The organism is Sulfurivirga sp. (assembly GCF_015490265.1).
In the GTDB taxonomy this organism is placed as follows: domain Bacteria; phylum Pseudomonadota; class Gammaproteobacteria; order Thiomicrospirales; family Thiomicrospiraceae; genus Sulfurivirga.
The window spans coordinates 1-16,767 of sequence record NZ_WFYD01000139.1 but is presented as its reverse complement, the minus strand read 5'-3'; the positions used below and the strand labels follow the sequence as shown (position 1 = coordinate 16,767).

General features: G+C 63.7%; 20 protein-coding genes. 11 read left to right on the top strand and 9 right to left on the bottom strand.

Annotated elements, in window-relative coordinates:
• From F8K16_RS09075 to F8K16_RS09035, 9 genes are all read left to right on the top strand, one after another.
• On the top strand, positions 1-979 hold a 979-nt coding region (locus tag F8K16_RS09075; RefSeq protein ID WP_294949820.1), incomplete at its 5' end, for a DNA translocase FtsK.
• The gene (locus F8K16_RS09070) at positions 979-1,611 is read left to right on the top strand and encodes an outer-membrane lipoprotein carrier protein LolA (RefSeq protein ID WP_294949817.1); all 633 of its coding nucleotides are present in this window, start codon (positions 979-981) and stop codon (positions 1,609-1,611) included. The genes F8K16_RS09075 and F8K16_RS09070, both read left to right, overlap by 1 nt.
• Positions 1,608-2,903: a replication-associated recombination protein A gene (locus F8K16_RS09065; protein WP_294949812.1), complete on the top strand. Its 1,296-nt coding sequence runs from the start codon at positions 1,608-1,610 to the stop codon at positions 2,901-2,903. The genes F8K16_RS09070 and F8K16_RS09065 overlap by 4 nt, the downstream gene beginning before the upstream one ends.
• The gene (crcB, locus tag F8K16_RS09060) at positions 2,904-3,284 is read left to right on the top strand and encodes a fluoride efflux transporter CrcB (protein ID WP_294949807.1); all 381 of its coding nucleotides are present in this window, start codon (positions 2,904-2,906) and stop codon (positions 3,282-3,284) included. It begins immediately after the preceding gene.
• A 4-nt stretch (positions 3,285-3,288) separates the two neighbouring features.
• Entirely contained in the window at positions 3,289-4,572 is a 1,284-nt protein-coding gene (gene serS, locus F8K16_RS09055; protein ID WP_294949804.1) for a serine--tRNA ligase, read from the top strand.
• Positions 4,573-4,685: 113 nt separating this feature from the next.
• On the top strand, positions 4,686-5,027 hold the full coding sequence (locus F8K16_RS09050) for a DUF5335 family protein (RefSeq protein ID WP_294949801.1): 342 nt from the start codon (positions 4,686-4,688) through the stop codon (positions 5,025-5,027).
• Between the two features lie 68 nt (positions 5,028-5,095).
• Positions 5,096-5,473, top strand: a complete 378-nt coding sequence (gene acpS, locus F8K16_RS09045; protein ID WP_294949796.1) for a holo-ACP synthase — start codon at positions 5,096-5,098, stop codon at positions 5,471-5,473.
• 45 nt (positions 5,474-5,518) lie between these two features.
• Positions 5,519-6,157 (top strand): glutathione S-transferase N-terminal domain-containing protein, encoded by a 639-nt coding sequence (locus F8K16_RS09040; RefSeq protein ID WP_294949792.1) that lies wholly within the window; start codon positions 5,519-5,521, stop codon positions 6,155-6,157.
• Entirely contained in the window at positions 6,157-6,573 is a 417-nt protein-coding gene (locus F8K16_RS09035; protein ID WP_294949788.1) for a ClpXP protease specificity-enhancing factor, read from the top strand. Before F8K16_RS09040 ends, F8K16_RS09035 begins: the two co-directional genes overlap by 1 nt.
• Here the strand turns inward: F8K16_RS09035 and lipB are convergent.
• The 9 genes from lipB to F8K16_RS08990 all read right to left on the bottom strand — a co-directional run bounded on the left by lipB (position 6,557) and on the right by F8K16_RS08990 (position 14,921).
• The gene (lipB, locus tag F8K16_RS09030; protein WP_294949784.1) at positions 6,557-7,216 is read right to left on the bottom strand and encodes a lipoyl(octanoyl) transferase LipB; all 660 of its coding nucleotides are present in this window, start codon (positions 7,214-7,216) and stop codon (positions 6,557-6,559) included. The genes F8K16_RS09035 and lipB overlap by 17 nt on opposite strands.
• On the bottom strand, positions 7,213-7,509 hold the full coding sequence (locus F8K16_RS09025) for a DUF493 domain-containing protein (protein WP_294949779.1): 297 nt from the start codon (positions 7,507-7,509) through the stop codon (positions 7,213-7,215). Before F8K16_RS09025 ends, lipB begins: the two co-directional genes overlap by 4 nt.
• On the bottom strand, positions 7,502-8,365 hold the full coding sequence (locus F8K16_RS09020) for a D-amino acid aminotransferase (protein ID WP_294949775.1): 864 nt from the start codon (positions 8,363-8,365) through the stop codon (positions 7,502-7,504). The genes F8K16_RS09025 and F8K16_RS09020 overlap by 8 nt, the downstream gene beginning before the upstream one ends.
• 1 nt (position 8,366) lies before the next feature.
• Entirely contained in the window at positions 8,367-9,542 is a 1,176-nt protein-coding gene (locus tag F8K16_RS09015) for a D-alanyl-D-alanine carboxypeptidase family protein (protein WP_294949772.1), read from the bottom strand.
• An 81-nt stretch (positions 9,543-9,623) separates the two neighbouring features.
• Positions 9,624-10,724, bottom strand: coding sequence for a rod shape-determining protein RodA (gene rodA, locus F8K16_RS09010; protein ID WP_294949769.1), 1,101 nt, complete (start codon positions 10,722-10,724; stop codon positions 9,624-9,626).
• The gene (gene mrdA / locus F8K16_RS09005) at positions 10,724-12,559 is read right to left on the bottom strand and encodes a penicillin-binding protein 2 (protein ID WP_294949766.1); all 1,836 of its coding nucleotides are present in this window, start codon (positions 12,557-12,559) and stop codon (positions 10,724-10,726) included. Before mrdA ends, rodA begins: the two co-directional genes overlap by 1 nt.
• Complete coding sequence (mreD, locus tag F8K16_RS09000; protein ID WP_294949763.1) at positions 12,556-13,044, bottom strand: rod shape-determining protein MreD; 489 nt, start codon at positions 13,042-13,044, stop codon at positions 12,556-12,558. Before mreD ends, mrdA begins: the two co-directional genes overlap by 4 nt.
• On the bottom strand, positions 13,025-13,816 hold the full coding sequence (gene mreC / locus F8K16_RS08995; protein ID WP_294949760.1) for a rod shape-determining protein MreC: 792 nt from the start codon (positions 13,814-13,816) through the stop codon (positions 13,025-13,027). Before mreC ends, mreD begins: the two co-directional genes overlap by 20 nt.
• A 64-nt stretch (positions 13,817-13,880) precedes the next feature.
• Entirely contained in the window at positions 13,881-14,921 is a 1,041-nt protein-coding gene (locus F8K16_RS08990; RefSeq protein WP_294949756.1) for a rod shape-determining protein, read from the bottom strand.
• 114 nt (positions 14,922-15,035) lie between these two features.
• Here F8K16_RS08990 and gatC point away from each other — a divergent pair, with 114 nt between their 5' ends.
• Positions 15,036-15,323 carry an Asp-tRNA(Asn)/Glu-tRNA(Gln) amidotransferase subunit GatC gene (gene gatC / locus F8K16_RS08985; protein WP_294949753.1) on the top strand — a complete coding sequence of 96 codons (288 nt, stop codon included), beginning with the start codon at positions 15,036-15,038 and terminating at the stop codon, positions 15,321-15,323.
• 10 nt (positions 15,324-15,333) lie between these two features.
• Positions 15,334-16,767 (top strand): Asp-tRNA(Asn)/Glu-tRNA(Gln) amidotransferase subunit GatA (gene gatA, locus F8K16_RS08980; protein WP_294949750.1); only part of this gene is annotated, 1,434 nt, incomplete at its 3' end.

The window sequence follows — 16,767 nt, the reverse complement described above, 5'->3', positions numbered from 1 at the left end:
GTTCAAGGCAACACCGGAGCAGGTGCGTCTCATCATGGTGGACCCCAAGATGCTGGAGCTGTCGGTGTATGAAGACATTCCCCACCTGCTCACGCCCGTGGTCACCGACATGAACGACGCCGCCAACGCCCTGCGCTGGTGTGTCTATGAGATGGATCGGCGCTATCAGCTCATGGCCAAACTGGGCGTTCGCATCATTGCCGGTTTCAACGAGAAAGTGCAGGCGGCCATCGACCGGGGCGAGCCGTTGGTGGATCCACTGTGGAAGCCGGAAGCCAGCTATGGGCATGAGGTGAGCGAGGAACCGCCGGCACTTTCTCCGCTGCCCTATATCGTGGTGGTAATTGATGAGTTCGCCGATATGATGATGGTGGTGGGCAAGAAAGTGGAGGAGCTGATCGCTCGACTGGCCCAGAAGGCACGGGCCGCGGGCATCCACCTGATTCTGGCCACTCAGCGGCCGTCCGTGAATGTGATTACCGGTCTGATCAAGGCCAACATTCCCACGCGCATCTCCTTCCAGGTGTCTTCCAAGGTGGATTCCCGCACCATCTTGGATCAGATGGGCGCCGAGCACCTGCTGGGGCAGGGGGATATGCTCTATCTGCCACCGGGCAGCGGCATGCCGCGCCGTGTGCACGGTGCCTTTGTCTCGGATGACGAGGTGCATCGGGTGGTGGAATACGTCAAGCAGCAGGGCGCCCCTCAGTATCTGGACATGCATCTGCAGCAGGGGGATGAGGGCATGGCGGCCAGCGCGCTCGACGGCAGTGGAGACGCGGAGAAGGACAGCCTCTATGATGCGGCGGTGGCGTTCGTCATCGAAAAGCAGCGGGTATCGGTCTCGCTTATCCAGCGACAGTTCAGCATCGGCTACAATCGGGCCGCCCGCATTGTCGAGGCTATGGAAAAGGCGGGGGTGGTCTCGCCCATGGAATCGAACGGCAGCCGCAAGGTGCTGGTGCCGAAGGAGCATTGATGCGCTGGATAGTCGCCCTGATCATGATATTGGCTGGTCTGCACGTGCCGGCCTTCGGTGCTGATCTGCAGCAGTTTGCCAACACGCTGCGCACTTTTGAGGCGGACTTCGTGCAGGAGACGCCACGGGCCGAGGATGAGCTGATGGGGGTGGACATTCGCAGCGGTCATGTGGTGCTTGAACGCCCCGGTCGTCTCTACTGGCACTACCGCAACAGCCGTGGTCAGGAACCCCAGACGCTGGTGGCCGATGGGCGGGCTTTCTGGATCTACGACCCGGAGCTGGAACAGGTGACGGTGCAGCCGATCAATCAGGTCATCCGGGACATTCCCCTCAACTGGCTGCTGTATGACGTTCCGGTGGAGATGAACTTCAGAGTGCGGCCGCTCGGCAAGGGCGAGGCCGGCCTGAACTGGTTCGCTCTGACACCGCGCAGGGATACCTTTTTCCAGTCATTGGAGGTGGGGCTGGATGGTGACAATGTGCTCAGGCGCATCCGTTTCTACCAGTCCCATGACCGGCTGACGCGCATTCGTTTTGAGAATGTGCGTGTCAACCAGCCGGTCAATGAGGCGCTGTTCCATTTCCGCGTGCCGAAGGGGGTTGACGTGGTGGGGCGGGTGCCGCGATGAGTGCACCGCTGGCCGAGCGTCTGCGACCGCAGACTCTGGAAGAATATGTGGGGCAACAGCACCTGCTGGGGCCGGGCAAGGCGCTGTCCCGTGCGCTGGCATCTGGGCGGCCGCATTCGATGGTCTTCTGGGGACCGCCGGGGACGGGCAAGACCACGCTGGCGCGGCTGATCGCGGCCCATTCCGGATTGAACTTCATCCAGCTCTCCGCGGTGCTGGACGGGGTCAAGGAGGTGCGCAAGGCGGTCGAGCAGGCCAAGGCCCATCATGCGGCCACCGGGCAAGGGACGCTGCTGTTCGTGGACGAGGTGCACCGCTTCAACAAGGCGCAGCAGGATGCCTTCCTGCCGTTTGTGGAAGATGGCACCTTCGTGTTCATCGGGGCCACGACCGAGAACCCCAGCTTTGAGCTCAACAACGCCCTGCTCTCAAGAGTGCGGGTGTATGTGCTCAAGCCGCTGGATGAAGCGGCCCTGCGGGCCATCCTCGATCGAGGTGTGGCGGTTCTGAGCAAAGAGAGCGGTCAGCCGATCTCTCTGACCGGCAGGGCCACCGAGCTGCTGTTGAATGCCGCCGATGGTGATGCCCGCAGGCTGCTCAATCTGCTGGAGCAGGCCAGTGACTTTGCCGAAAACGGCACGCTGGACGAGGCCGCCGTGCGCGAGGTGATTCAGGCGGGCCTGCGCCGCTTCGACAAGGGCGGTGACGCCTTTTACGACCAGATCTCCGCTCTGCACAAGGCGGTGCGGGGTTCCAGCCCGGACGCCGCGCTCTACTGGCTGGCGCGCATGCTGGATGGTGGGGCAGATCCGCGCTATCTGGCCCGTCGTCTCATCCGCATGGCCAGTGAGGATATCGGCAATGCCGATCCGCGCGCGCTGACCGTGGCCATCAATGCCGCAGAAGCCTATGAGCGTCTCGGCAGCCCCGAAGGTGAGCTGGCGCTGGCGCAGGCGGCCGTCTATCTGGCGGCCGCGCCCAAGTCCAACGCCGTCTACATGGCGTGGAAGGCGGTGATGAAGGATGTACGCCAGCAGGGCTCGCTGCCGGTGCCCATGCACCTGCGTAATGCGCCCACAAAACTGATGAAGGCGCTGGGATACCATGAGGGCTATCGCTACGCCCATGACGAGCCTGAGGCCTATGCAGCCGGTGAGGACTATTTCCCGGCGGAAATGACGCCGAAACAGTATTATCAGCCCACCCCGCGGGGGCTGGAGGCAAAGATCGGGGAGAAACTGGCCTGGCTGCGCCAGCTGGATGCCCAGTCCCCCAGAAAGAGGAGAATGTAGATGCAGTGGATCGCGTTGGCGGCCGGCGGTGCTCTTGGAGCGGTAAGTCGGTTCTGGATTTCGCACCACATCTACCAGCTGCTGGGCAAACAGTTTGCCTGGGGCACGCTGGCGGTCAATGTGCTGGGGTCCTTCCTGATGGGCTTTCTGGCCGTATGGCTGGTGGACAAGCTCAGCGCCGCGCCAGAGTGGCGCCTGTTCTGGATGACGGGCTTTCTCGGCGCGCTGACCACCTTTTCCACCTTTTCGTTCGAGACACTGCAGTTCATTCAGGTGGGTGAGGTGAACAAGGCCCTGGCCAACATTGCCGTCAGCGTGGCGGTATGTCTACTGGCCGTGTGGGCAGGCTTTACCCTCGGCAGGATGACTTTGACGGAGTAAGACGATGCTGGATCCCAAACGATTGAGAACTGAACTGGACGAGATCGCCGCACGGTTGAAGATCCGTGGCTTCGAGGTCCCGGTCGAGCGCATTCGCGAACTGGAAACCCAGCGCAAGGCGCTGCAGGTGGAGACCGAGCAGCTGCAGGCGGAGCGCAACCGTTCCGCCAAGGCTATCGGCCAGGCAAAGGCCCGCGGCGAGGACATTCAGCCGCTGCTGGACGCGGTGGCTGATCTGGGCGACCGGCTGGATGCGGCCAAGAAGCAGCTGGAGGCGGTGCAGGCGGAGCTCAACGCCATTTACGCCAGTCTGCCCAACCTGCCGCACGAGAGTGTGCCGGTGGGCAGTAGCGAGGCGGACAATGTGGAAGTGCGCCGCTGGGGCACACCCCGTGAGTTTGACTTCGAGCCGAAGGATCATGTGGACCTGCTTGCCGGCAGGGGATATGACAGTGAGGCCGCGGTACGCATCGCCCAGTCCCGCTTCGCCGTGCTCAAGGGGCCGGTGGCGCGCCTGCAGCGGGCGCTGATTCAGTTCATGCTGGATGTGCACACCGGTGAGCACGGCTATGAGGAAGTCTATGTCCCCTATCTGGTCAATGGCGACAGTCTGTTCGGTACCGGCCAGCTGCCAAAGTTTGAAGAAGATCTGTTCAGGATCGCCAACCGCACCGAGGCGGAAGACAGCCGGGAGCTGTACCTGATTCCCACTGCCGAGGTGCCGGTGACCAACCTGGTGCGTGGCCAGATCGTGCCGGCGGACCGGCTGCCCATCCTGCGCACGGCGCATACGCCCTGTTTCCGGGCCGAGGCGGGTTCTTCCGGTCGGGACATCCGCGGGCTGATCCGCCAGCATCAGTTCGAGAAGGTGGAGCTGGTGATGATCGCCCATCCTGATGCGTCCTACGATTTGCTGGAGCGGCTCACCGGCCATGCGGAAGCCATCCTGCAGAAGCTGGAGCTGCCCTATCGGGTCGTCAGCCTGTGCACCGGAGATCTGGGCTTTTCCGCCGCCAAGACCTATGACCTGGAAGTGTGGCTGCCGGGTCAGCAGGCCTATCGGGAGATTTCCTCCTGCTCCAATTTCGAGGACTTTCAGGCACGCCGCATGAAAGCCCGTTTCCGCGATGCCGATGGCCGGCCGCAGCTGGTGCACACCCTCAACGGCTCCGGTCTGGCGGTGGGGCGCACGCTGGTGGCCATCGTGGAGAACTACCAGAACGCCGATGGCAGCATCACGGTGCCGGAGGTGCTGCGGCCGTACATGGGGGGTGTGGAGCGTCTGTAGAACGGGGTCTCCCCCATTTTTGCGGGATGCCGCGCAGGCCGCCCTTGAAAAGCCGGGAAAAAACCGCATGAACAGGGTTGAAACGGCATTTTTCACGCAAAAGGAGGCAAGCGATGGCAACCCGCATCATTGACAAGCAGGACTGGCAGCACTATTTCGACCACCTTTCATCCGTGATGCCCACCTTCATGGTGGAGATTGAGGTGGCCGGTCTGGACATCGGTGATCAGATTGAGGGCGAGTGGGTGCCGATGACCGGCATCAGCTACGACCCGAAAAGCGACCTGCTCACCGTGGAACTGGACAACGGCAAGGTGATGCACAACATCGACAAGCCGCAGCAGGTGGTGGTGGAAGAGGATGATGCCGGCCTGCACAGCATCGAGGTCAAGTGCGGCCATGGTCATATCCATGTGCTGCGGCTCAAGACGCCGCTGGAACTGCCCAAGGGCTGATCGTCGCCAGCGGTTCGTAAAGGAACGGGCGCCACGCATCCGCGTGGCGCTTTGCATTGGGAGGGCGCATGATCGTCGGTATCGGCACGGACATGGTGGAGATTGATCGCGTGGCCCGCGTGCAGGCACGCCATTCTCGTTTTGCCGCCCGTGTTCTGAGTAAGGCGGAACAGGCGGTCTGGCAGGCGCGTGGGCAATGCAGCGCCTTTCTGGCCAAGCGCTGGGCGGCCAAGGAGGCGGTGCTCAAGGCCCTGGGCACCGGTCTGCGCGATGGTCTGCGCCTGCGGGACATACAGGTGCTCAATGACGACCTGGGGGCGCCGCAGGTGGCGCTGTCCGGCCGCTGCGCCGAACGCGCCCGGGAGCTGGGTATCGACCGCTGGCATGTGTCGCTCAGCGATACCGACAATCTGGCGCTGGCGTTCGTGGTGGCCGAGGGGGCTTGACAGGGGGTTTACAATAACGGAACCGAAACGTGATGGAGGAAGGCCATGACTGATATTCCCCTGGCGAAACGCGCCGTCATTACGCTCTTTTCTGACCCGGCAGACCCCAATTCCCATCGTATCCGCTTCCTGGGTGTGGAGAAAGAGGTGCCCATGGAAGTGGTGCCTGTCTCTGCCGACGAGGTGCCGGAAGACCTTTATGAGCTCAATCCCTATGGCACCATTCCCACGCTGGTGGATCGGGATCTGGTGCTCCATGACGCCCAGGTGATTCTGGAATATCTGGATGAGCGCTTTCCCCATCCGCCCATGATGCCCATCGATCCCATTCAGAAGGCGATCATCCGCCAGCAGCTGCGGCTGATCGAGACCGAGTGGTATCCGCTGGTGCGCACCATTGCATCCGGCAAGGACAAGAAGGCGGTCACCGATGCGCGCAAGCAGCTGTTCGAGCGGCTGATCCAGCTGATTCCCATCGTCTCGGAAAAACCCTATTTCCTCAGTGACGAGTTCACACTGCTGGATCTGAGCATGGCGCCCATCTTCTGGCGTCTGCAGTATCTGGGCATCGAGCTGCCCCGTTCCGCCAAGCCGGTGATGGACTACGGCGAGCGTCTGCTCAGCCGTCCGGAGTTCAAGAACAGCCTCACCGACGACGAGCTGGACATGCGGGATATCCTCTGATGATCTCCCAGAAGCCCTATTTCATCCGCGCGCTCTACGACTGGATCGTGGACAACGGCTGGACGCCCCATGTGCAGGTGGATGCCGACTGGCCCGGCGTGGAGGTGCCGCGGGAGTATGTGCAGGACGGGGTGATCGTGCTCAACATCAGCCCCACTGCCACGCATGGGCTGGAGCTGGGCAACGAGCGCATCAGCTTCATGACCCGCTTTCAGGGGCAGGAGCGGAGGGTGAGCTTTCCGCCGGAGGCGGTGCTGGCCATCTTCTCACGCGAGACCGGGCAGGGCATGCCCTTTCCGCCGGAGCCGCACCCCGAGCCGGAAGCTGAGCAGTCTCCGTCTGCTGAGGCAGAGCAGGGAGACACCGCCGCGCGTCAGGGTGAGCGCAAGGTGGTGCAGCTCAAGCGGGTGAAATAGGCACGGCGTCGTCTGCCAGCCAGTGGGCGGACGGCAGGCCCAACGTGTGGCAGACATGGCTGACCCATTCCTGCCAGAGTGTCTCCCTGGCGGGCAGAGCCTCCAGCAGCTCTGCCAGTTGCGTCATGGGTTGTGCCCGCAGTCCGCAGGGATTGATACGCTTGAAGGGCGCCAGATCCATGTCCACGTTCAGAGCAATGCCGTGGTAGCTGCAGCCCCGGCGCACTTTCAGGCCCAGCGAGGCGATCTTGGCGCCCGCCACATAGACGCCGGGCGCATCCGGTCGAGCCACGGCCTCAATGCCATAGCCTTTCAGCAGATCAATGACACTCTGTTCCAGTCCGTGCACCAGGGCGCGCACCGTCAGTCCGTTGCGTTTCAGATCCAGCAGGGGGTAGAGAATGAACTGTCCCGGGCCATGATAGGTGACCTGGCCACCGCGGTCGGTCTGCACCACGGGGATGTCGCCGGGTGTCAGCAGGTGGGACGGGTGGCCATTGAGTCCCTGGGTGAAGACGGAGGGATGTTCCACCAGCCACAGTTCATCCGGCGTCTGCGGCGTGCGTCGGTCGGTGAAGCGACGCATGGCCTGCCAGATGGCCTCATAGGGCTGCAGGCCGAGCGGGCGAACCAGCGGATTCACAGGGTCATGTGCACGTCGGGGTGGTCGTTGAGGTCCTTGTAGAGCTTTTCCAGCTGTTCTCGGCTTTTGGCGTTCACCTTCACATTGACGGAAGTGAACTTGCCGCCGCTGGAATGCTTCACCTGCATGTCACCTTCCTGCAGTTCCGGCATGTGCTGCTTGCAGATGTCGAAGATCTCGCCGGCGAAGCCTTCCCGGTTGTTGCCCATGGCCTTGACCACCAGATCGCAGGGGAAGGTCAGGCCGCCTTCCTGTTCGGCGGTTTGCTCGGGCGCCTTGTTTTCTTCACTCATGGTTCTGCTCCATCCATTGTTCCCGTGCGGCATGAAAGGCCTGGCGCAGCCGCTGCCAGACCGGGCCGGGACGACCCGTTCCCACCGGCTGACCGTTGAGCATTGCCACGGGCAATGCCTCTTTGGTGGAGCTGGTCAGCCAGATCTCGTCCGCCTGCGCCAGTCTTTGTTCAGTAATGGCTTCTTCGCGAACTTCAAGGCCTGCGTCCCGTGCCACCTGCAGCAGGATCTGGCGGGTGATGCCGCCCAGCAGGGCATGGTCCAGCGGTGGGGTGCTCAGACGGTCGCCCTCCACGATCATCACATTGCTGGCGGTCCCTTCGGAGACCAGACCGTCGCGGATGAGAATGGCGTCATCGGCTCCTGCGGCTCTGGCCTGCATCTTGAGCATGACGTTGGGCAGCAGGGTGATGGCCTTGATGTCGCAGCGCCGCCAGCGGATGTCCTCGGCGGTGATGCAATGGATGCCCTTTCGCAGGATGGCCTCGCTGACCGGTTTCAGCTCGTTTGTGTAGGCGAACACCGTGGGCACGAGGCAGTCGTCGGGCAGGTGGTCCCGCTTCGGCTGCACGCCCCGGGTCACCTGCAGGTAGATGAACTGGTCCTCCCATGGGTGCCGCTCGACCAGGGTCTCGCACAGCTGCCGCCACTCCTCATCCGTATGCGGATTGGCAATGCCGGTGGCGTGCAGGCTGTGCCTGAGCCGTGTCAGGTGGGGGCCGAAGGCAAACAGGCGGCGCCGATAGACGGGGATCACCTCATAGACGCCATCACCGAACAGAAATCCCCGATCCAGCGGCGAGATGCGCGCCGCTTCAAGCGGCGTCCATTCACCATTCAGCCAGGCCAGCTGCATGTCAGTCTCCCAGCAGATGGGCGAAGGCCAGCTTGGCCTGATCCATCAGCCGCTTGAAGAAGCCGCCACGCTCCACGTCCGCCAGGGCCACCAGTGGTTTTTCCGCCAGCACGCGGTCATGCAGCATCACCTTGAGGGTGCCCACCTGCTGGCCCTTGTGGATGGGCGCCTTGATCTCCTTCTCGATGGCCATTATCGGCTGCACGTTCTTGTATTCGCCACGGGGAATGGTGATGTAGAGGTCCTCGGTCAATCCCACCGGCAGAATGTCCTGCTTGCCTTCCCACACCTTCTGGTCACTCAGGCGCTGGTTGGCCTTGTAGAGGCGGTGGGTCTCGAAGAAGCGGAAGCCGTAGTTGAGCAGTTTCTGGCTCTCGCTCACCCGGCGGCTGGCCGAGTCGGTGCCCAGCACCACGCTGATCAGGCGCATGCCGTCCCGCTTGGCCGAGGCCACCAGGCAGTAGCCCGCGGACTGGGTGTGTCCGGTCTTGATGCCGTCCACGCTGGGATCCTGCCACAGCAGCTTGTTGCGGTTGTACTGGCGGATGCCGTTGTAGGTGAACACCTTCTCCTTGTACCAGGCGTAGTGATCCGGAAAGTCACGGATCAGCGCCCGGGCCAGCTTGGCCAGATCCCGCGCGGTGGTGTAGTGTTCGGGATCGGGCAGGCCGGTGCTGTTGGCGAAGTGGGTGTGAGTCATGCCCAGCTTTTTCGCCCACTGGTTCATCAGCTGCACGAATACATCTTCGCTGCCGGCAATGTATTCGGCCAGCGCCACGGTGGCGTCATTGCCGGACTGGACGATCATGCCCTTGATGAGATCGCGCACCGGCACCTTCTTGCCCACCTCGATGAACATCTTGGAGCCGGGCATCTTCCATGCCTTCTTGCTGATGAGCACCTTGTCGTCCAGGTGGATCTTGCCGGCGTCCAGTTCGTGGGCCACGATGTAGCTGGTCATCATCTTGGTCAGGCTGGCGGGCTCCACCCGTTTGTCGGCGTCCTTCTCCGCCAGCACCGCGCCGCTGTCATAGTCCATCAGAAGATAGGCTTTGGCGGCGATGCTCGGCGGCGCCGGCACGATGGTGACCTCCGGCACGGATGGCTTGGGTGCCGGCGTCGGAGTGGGCGCCGCCCATGCGCCCAGCGTGACGAGCCACAGCAGAAGAAGTTGCATGATCCGTTTCATAAGCGGGGGAATCTCCTTGATCCTCATGGGAAAACAGCCCGCTAATCTAACATGTGCCGGGCCGCCGCATCAACCGCCGCCGGCGCGCATCAGCCCCTTGTGGGTGTGGATGGACATCAGCATGCCGAAGCCGATCAGCAGCGTCACCATGGCGCTGCCGCCATAGCTGATCAGCGGCAGGGGCAGGCCTACCACCGGCAGCAGGCCGCTGACCATGCCGATGTTGACGAAGGCGTAGATGAACAGGGTCATGGCCAGACTGGCGCCCAGCAGTCGGCCAAAGTTGTCCGGTGCCTGCCAGGCGATCACCAGCCCGCGGCCCACCACGAACATGTACCCCAGCAGCAGCAGGCCCACACCCCAAAGGCCGAACTCTTCGGAGAAGACCGAGAAGATGAAGTCCGTGGTGCTTTCCGGCAGGAATTCCAGATGGGCCTGGGTGTTGTGCGTGAAGCCCTTGCCCCACACACCACCGGAGCCGATGGCGATTTTTGACTGGATGATGTGATAGCCGGCGCCCAGCGGGTCGGATTCCGGATTGAGAAAGGTGAGCACCCGCTGCTTCTGGTAGTCATACATGAAATGCCACACCACCGGCAGGGCGGCGATCACCACGGCCACCGCCGCCAGGATAAAGCGCCATGGAAGTCCGGCGAAAAAGAGCACGAACAGCCCGCTGGCGGCGATCAGCAGCGAGGTGCCCAGGTCCGGTTCCACCACGATCAGCCCGGCAGTGGCGGCGATGGCCGCCAGCCCCGCCAGCAGGCGCGGCCAGCTGGGTGGCAGGGGCGACCAGGCATACAGCCAGGCCAGAAACATGGGCAGCGCAAGTTTCATCAGCTCCGAAGGCTGGAAACGGAACAGACCGAAGTCCAGCCAGCGCCGGGCGCCCTTGCCAATGGTGCCGAACAGCAGTACTGCCACCAGCATGAGCAGTCCGGCGGCAAACAGCCAAGGTGCGACCAGCATCAGTTGCCGGGGTGGCACCTGCGCCACCAGCACCATCAGCACCAGGGCGAAGCCGATGCGCATGGCGTGGCGCTCCACCACCGCCAGATTGCCGCCGGATGCGCTGTAGACCACCAGCAGGCTGGTGGCCAGCAGCAGTCCCAGGCCCAGCAGCAGCCATCCATCCAGATGGATCCTTGTCAGCAGTCCCCGTTGCGGCATCAGCGTGTCCTCCTGCCGCGCTCCGGCGGCACATGGTTGAGCTCCAGCCAGTGGCGGGCCAGCTGTGCAGCCAGAGGGGCGGCCGCCTTGCTGCCGCTGCCGCCATGCTCCACGATGACGGAGACGGCGATACGCGGCTTGTTCACCGGGGCGAAGCCGATGAACAGCGCATGGTCCCGCTCGTGTTTCGGAATCTTGCTCTCGTCATACTCTTCCTCGGCGCGCAGCCCCTTGACCTGCGCTGTGCCCGTCTTGCCAGCCATGTGCCAGGGGAGGATCATCTGCCCCGCCTTGCGGGCGGTGCCATGAGGGTCATGCAGCACCGCCACCATGGCATTGATGACCGCTTCCCAGTGGCGGCGGCTGCGAATTTCGATATGCCCCTCCGGCGCCACGGGCGCGTTCAGCAGGTGGGGCACCACCTGAGTGCCCCGGTTGGCCAGAATGGCGGTGGCGCGTGCCAGCTGGACGGGCGTGGCCAGGTCATAGCCCTGGCCGATGGAGGCGATGACCGTCTCGCCGTTGTACCAGGGTCGGTCCAGCGCGGCACGCTTCCACGCCTTGTTGGGGATCAGGCCGCGGCGTTCCCCCGGCAGGTCGATGCCCGTCCTGTGTCCGAAGCCGAACTGGCTCAGGCCGTCGTGGATCATGTCGATGCCCATCTTGAGGCCTACCTGATAGAAATAGGTGTCGCAGGACTCCCGGATGGCCTTGTGCATGTTGACCCGCCCATGCCCCCAGCGCTTCCAGTCCCGATAGGTGTGGCCGCTGTATTCAAAGTAGCCGGGGTCAAAGATGCTGTAGCGGCGGGAGACGATGCCATGCTCAAGCGCGGTCAGCGCCACGAAGGGCTTGATGGTGGAGCCAGGGGGATAGACGCCGGCGATGGGACGGTTGATCAGCGGCTTACGGGGATCCTTGAGCAGGCTCCGATAGTCGTTGAGACTGATGCCGTCCACGAACAGGTTGGCGTCATAGCCGGGCGAGCTGGCCATGGCCAGCACCGCGCCGGTTTCCGGTTCCAGTGCCACGATGGCGCCCGGCCGGCTGCGCAGCAGTTCGTAGGCCTTCTGCTGCAGGCGGATGTCCAGTGTCAGCGTGATGTCCTCACCCTTCTTGGGCGGGTGCACTTCCAGCACACGCACCACCCGCCCGCGGGCGTTGGTCTCCACCTGTCGCCAGCCGGGCTGGCCCATCAACCGGTCCTCGTACTGCTTTTCGATGCCGGACTTGCCCACCACATGAGTGCCCTGATAGCGGGTGGGGTCCAGCGTCTTCAGGTCCATCTCGTTGATGCGGCCCACATAGCCGACAGTATGGGCGGTGAGGCTGCCGTAGGGATAGACGCGTTTGAGCCGTGTGGTGAGGCGGAAGCCCGGAAACTGCCATGCGCGGGCGGCAAAACGGGCCGCCTCGGTTTCGTCCAGATCGAACGGCAGCAGATAGTGCTTGAACGGCTTCTGATGACGCAGCCACTTGGCGAAGCGGTCCCGACGGTCGGTGTCGAATTTGTAGGGGAACAGGGCAGACAGGCGCGTCAGACCCGCTTCCACGTCTGCCTTTTCGGGTGTCACTTCCAGCACGAACACCGGCTGGTTGTCGGCCAGCAGCACATGATTGCGGTCGTAGATGCGGCCGCGCTCCGGCGGAATCACCTCGATGGTGATACGGTTGCCCTCCGCCATGGCGTGATAGGTGTCATACAGGGAAACCTGCAGGTAGAACATGCGTCCGAACAGCACGGCGAAGGCCACCGTCATCAGACCGGCGGCCCACCAGAGTCGTCGCTTGAACAGTTGACGGGAGACCTGATCCTGCAGAGGCGAGCGGGTCATGATCGGGGTGCGGGCACGTGGTTGAGCCAGTTGAGCAGCAGTCGCAGGAAGGGCCAGAGCACGAAGCCGGTCAGCGGCATGCTCCAGAAATAGGCGTTGGTCGCAGCATCCGTGCTGACAAACGGCAGCAGCAGCAGCTGGTGGCCGAACAGCAGCAGGGTGAGGGTGAAGCCCTGCTGCAGCGGGCGCACCACCCGCAGGCGCAGGCGCAGGCGCAACAGCAGAAACAGCAGCACTGAGAAGATCATGGCGTGCAGACCCAGCAGGGTGCCGGTCAGAGTGTCATACAGCAGGCCGATGATCACCGCCGCGACGAAATGAGTGTGGTTGAGGTCGTTGATGGCCCACCAGGCCAGCACCAGAAAGCCCATGGGCGGCAGCAGCAGCTGCAGATTGCCTGCCAGTGGCAGGGCGTTGATCACCAGTGCCAGCGCGTAGCTGAGCAGCAGCGACCACAGGGCGGGTTCAGGTGCGCGGCTGGACATGGCGGACGATGAGCACTTCGTGGTTGTTGTAGAGGCGGCTCACCGGCACGGCGGTGATGCGGTAGAAGGTGCCGTCCTTCTGGGCGCTGACACTCTGCACCCGCGCCACCGGATAGCCGGGCGGGAAGATGCCGCCGATGCCGGAGGTCACCAGCAGGTCACCCGGTTTGACGTCCGTGTCCAGGCGCACGAAATCCACCTCCAGACGACCGTGTCCGAGGCCGCGGGTGACCGCGCGCATGCCGGTGCGTTCGAAACGCACCGGGATGGACAGCTCCGGGTCGGTGAGCAGGCGCGCCTGGCTGGTCAGCTCGCTGACTTCGGTGATCAGTCCCAACACGCCATTGGCGTCCATCACCGGCATCATGGGGGCGATATGGTCCAGCGCACCCTTGTTGAGCACCATGAAGTCCGCCTCCGGGCGCAGGCTGATCCGCAGCACGGTGGCGATGGTCAGTTCGATGCGGTCAGAGGGCAGCTGGCTGCCGGCATCCAGCAGCAGGCGCAGCTGGCGGTTCTCGTCCTCCAGCTCGCGCATGCGTTGCAGTTGCGCCTGCAGCAGGAGATTGCGGGCGGTCAGGGCCTTGACCTGGCGGCGCAGGCTTTCCTCATTCTGAGCGGCGTCGGTGTAGGCGTTATAGAGGGAGCGGGGCAGGGCGGCGACCATCTCCACCGGCTGCAGCACGTTGAGCAGCACGCCGCGCACATGACTCGCCAGCTGGGTGTAGTGGTCCAGCACCATCATCAGCACGGCAAAAACGAAAGCCGCCACGAAGTGACGGCCCTCGGTTGCTGCGGAAGGGATCAGCAGGCTGATGGCGCGCCCTCCTCAGGGATCAGTCGTGGGAGAAGACATCCATGCCGCGCTCGTCCATCATCTCCAGCGCGCGGCCGCCGCCGCGGGCCACACAGGTCATGGGCTCGTCGGCCACGATGACCGGAATGCCGGTCTCCTCGCTCAGCAGGGTGTCCAGATTGCGCAGCAGCGCGCCGCCGCCGGTGAGCACGATGCCGTGTTCGGCGATGTCGGCGCCCAGTTCCGGCGGTGTGCTTTCCAGCGCGGTGCGCACGGCGCCGACGATGGACATCAGAGGCTCCTGCAGCGCTTCGAGAATCTCGTTGGAGTTGAGGGTGAACTTGCGCGGCACCCCTTCGGCCAGGTTGTGGCCGCGCAGCTCGATCTCGCGCGGCTCGGCGTCGTGATAGGCGGTGCCGATGGCGTGCTTGATGCGCTCGGCGGTCACCGGACCCAGCACCATGCCGTAGTTGCGGCGCACATATTTGTTGATGGCGTCGTCAAAGTGGTCGCCACCGATCTTGATGGAGTCGGAATAGACGATGCCGTTGAGCGAGAGGGTGGCCACTTCGGTGGTGCCGCCGCCGATGTCCACCACCATGGAGCCGGTGGGTTCGCTCACCGGCAGGCCGGCGCCGATGGCGGCGGCCATGGGCTCCTCGATCAGATAGACTTCACGCGCCCCGGCGCCGGCGGCGGACTCTCTGATGGCACGGCGTTCCACCTGGGTGGAGCCGCAGGGCACGCACACCAGCACCCGCGGACTGGGCTGGAAGAAGCGCGCCGCATGCACCTTGCGGATGAAGTGCTGCAGCATCTTCTCGGTGACGGAAAAGTCGGCGATCACGCCATCCTTGAGCGGGCGGATGGCCTGAATGTTGCCGGGGGTGCGCCCGAGCATCTGCTTGGCCTCCTCGCCCACGGCGACGATGGAGCGGCCGCCGCGACCGTTGTCACGGATGGCCACCACGGAAGGCTCGTTGAGCACGATGCCCTTGCCGCGCACGTAGATGAGCGTGTTGGCCGTGCCCAGGTCGATGGAAAGATCGTCGGAGAAGATGCCGAAGAGCTTGCGAAACATTGGTGTCTGTCCATGTCAGATGAGATTGAGATCACGGTATTTTACCCGCTGTCCATGGCGCGATACAGTAAAATGACGCCCGTTTGAAAACCCTGATGAATCAAGGACGGAAGCATGTCTCTGAGCATTGAAGAAGTGGACAAGATCGCCGCGCTGGCGGCCATTGCCATCGACGAGGACGCCAGGCCCAGCTATGCCCGGCAGCTGAGTCGCGTGCTGGATCTGTTTGCCCGCATGGAAGCGGTGGACACCGAGGGGGTCGAGCCGCTGGCGCATCCGCTGGAGATGACCCAGCGCCTGCGCCCGGACGAGGTGACCGAGCACGATCAGCACGAGAAGTTCCAGAAGCTGGCGCCCAAGGTGGAAGCCGGTCTGTATCTGGTGCCCCAGGTCATCGAATGAGGAGCGTGGCATGCATACTCTGAGTCTGAAACAGCTGCGCGAGAAACTGGACGCGCGCGAGATTTCCAGTGTCGAGCTGACGCAACATTTTCTTGATCGGATCGAAAAGCTCGATCCGGAACTGAACAGCTTCATCACCGTCACGCCCGAGGTGGCGCTGGAGATGGCGAAGATGGCCGACGCGGCCATTGCCGAGGGCAGTGCCGGGCCGCTGACCGGCATCCCCGTGGCCCACAAGGATCTGTTCACCACCGACGGCATCCGCACCACCTGCGCCAGCCGCATGCTGGACAACTTCATCGCCCCCTATGACGCCCATGTGGTGGAGAAGATCAAGCAGGCGGGCATGCCCATTCTGGGCAAGACCAACATGGACGAGTTCGCCATGGGCTCTTCCAATGAGACCAGCTACTACGGTCCGGTGCGCAACCCGTGGGATACGGATGCGGTGCCCGGCGGTTCCTCCGGTGGTTCAGCGGCCGCCGTGGCGGCGGGTCTGACGCCGGTGGCCACCGGCTCCGATACCGGCGGTTCCATCCGCCAGCCGGCCGGCTTCTGCGGCATCACCGGCATCAAGCCCACCTATGGGCTGGTCTCCCGCTACGGTATGATCGCCTATGCCTCCAGCTTCGATCAGGGGGGTCCCATGGCCCGCAGCGCCGAGGACGCCGCGCTGCTGCTCAATGCCATGGCCGGTTTCGACCGTCGGGATTCCACCTCCATCGACGCGGAGATTCCGGACTACACCGCTACGCTTAACGATGACATCGCCGGGCTCAGGGTCGGCCTGCCGAAGGAGTATTTCGGCGACGGGCTGGATGAGGGCGTGGCCCGTGCCGTGCAGGCGGCCGTGGCGGAGCTGGAGAAGCTGGGCGCCGAGATCGTCGAGGTGAGCCTGCCCAACACCGAGCTGGCCGTGCCCGCCTACTATGTGCTGGCGCCGGCGGAGGCCTCCTCCAACCTGGCGCGCTATGACGGGGTGCGCTATGGCCACCGCTGCGAGGACCCGAAGGATCTCAAGGACATGTACCGCCGCAGCCGCGCGGAAGGCTTCGGAGAGGAGGTCAAGCGCCGCATCATGGTGGGCGCCTATGCCCTGTCTGCCGGCTACTACGACGCCTACTACCTCAAGGCACAGAAGCTGCGCCGGCTGGTGCGGGATGATTTCCTCAGGGCCTTCGAGCAGTGTGATGTGATCGCGGGCCCCGTGGCGCCCACGGTGGCCTGGAATCTGGGCGAGAAGAGCGATGACCCGGTCAGCATGTATCTGGCCGATCTCTACACCATTCCGGTCAATCTGGCCGGTCTGCCGGGCATGAGCGTGCCCGCCGGCCTGCACGACGGCCGTCCGGTTGGGCTGCAGCTGGTCGGCCCCTATTTCAGCGAGGCGAAGCTGCTCAATGTGGCGCACCGCTTCCAGCAGGTGACCGACTGGCATCGCCAG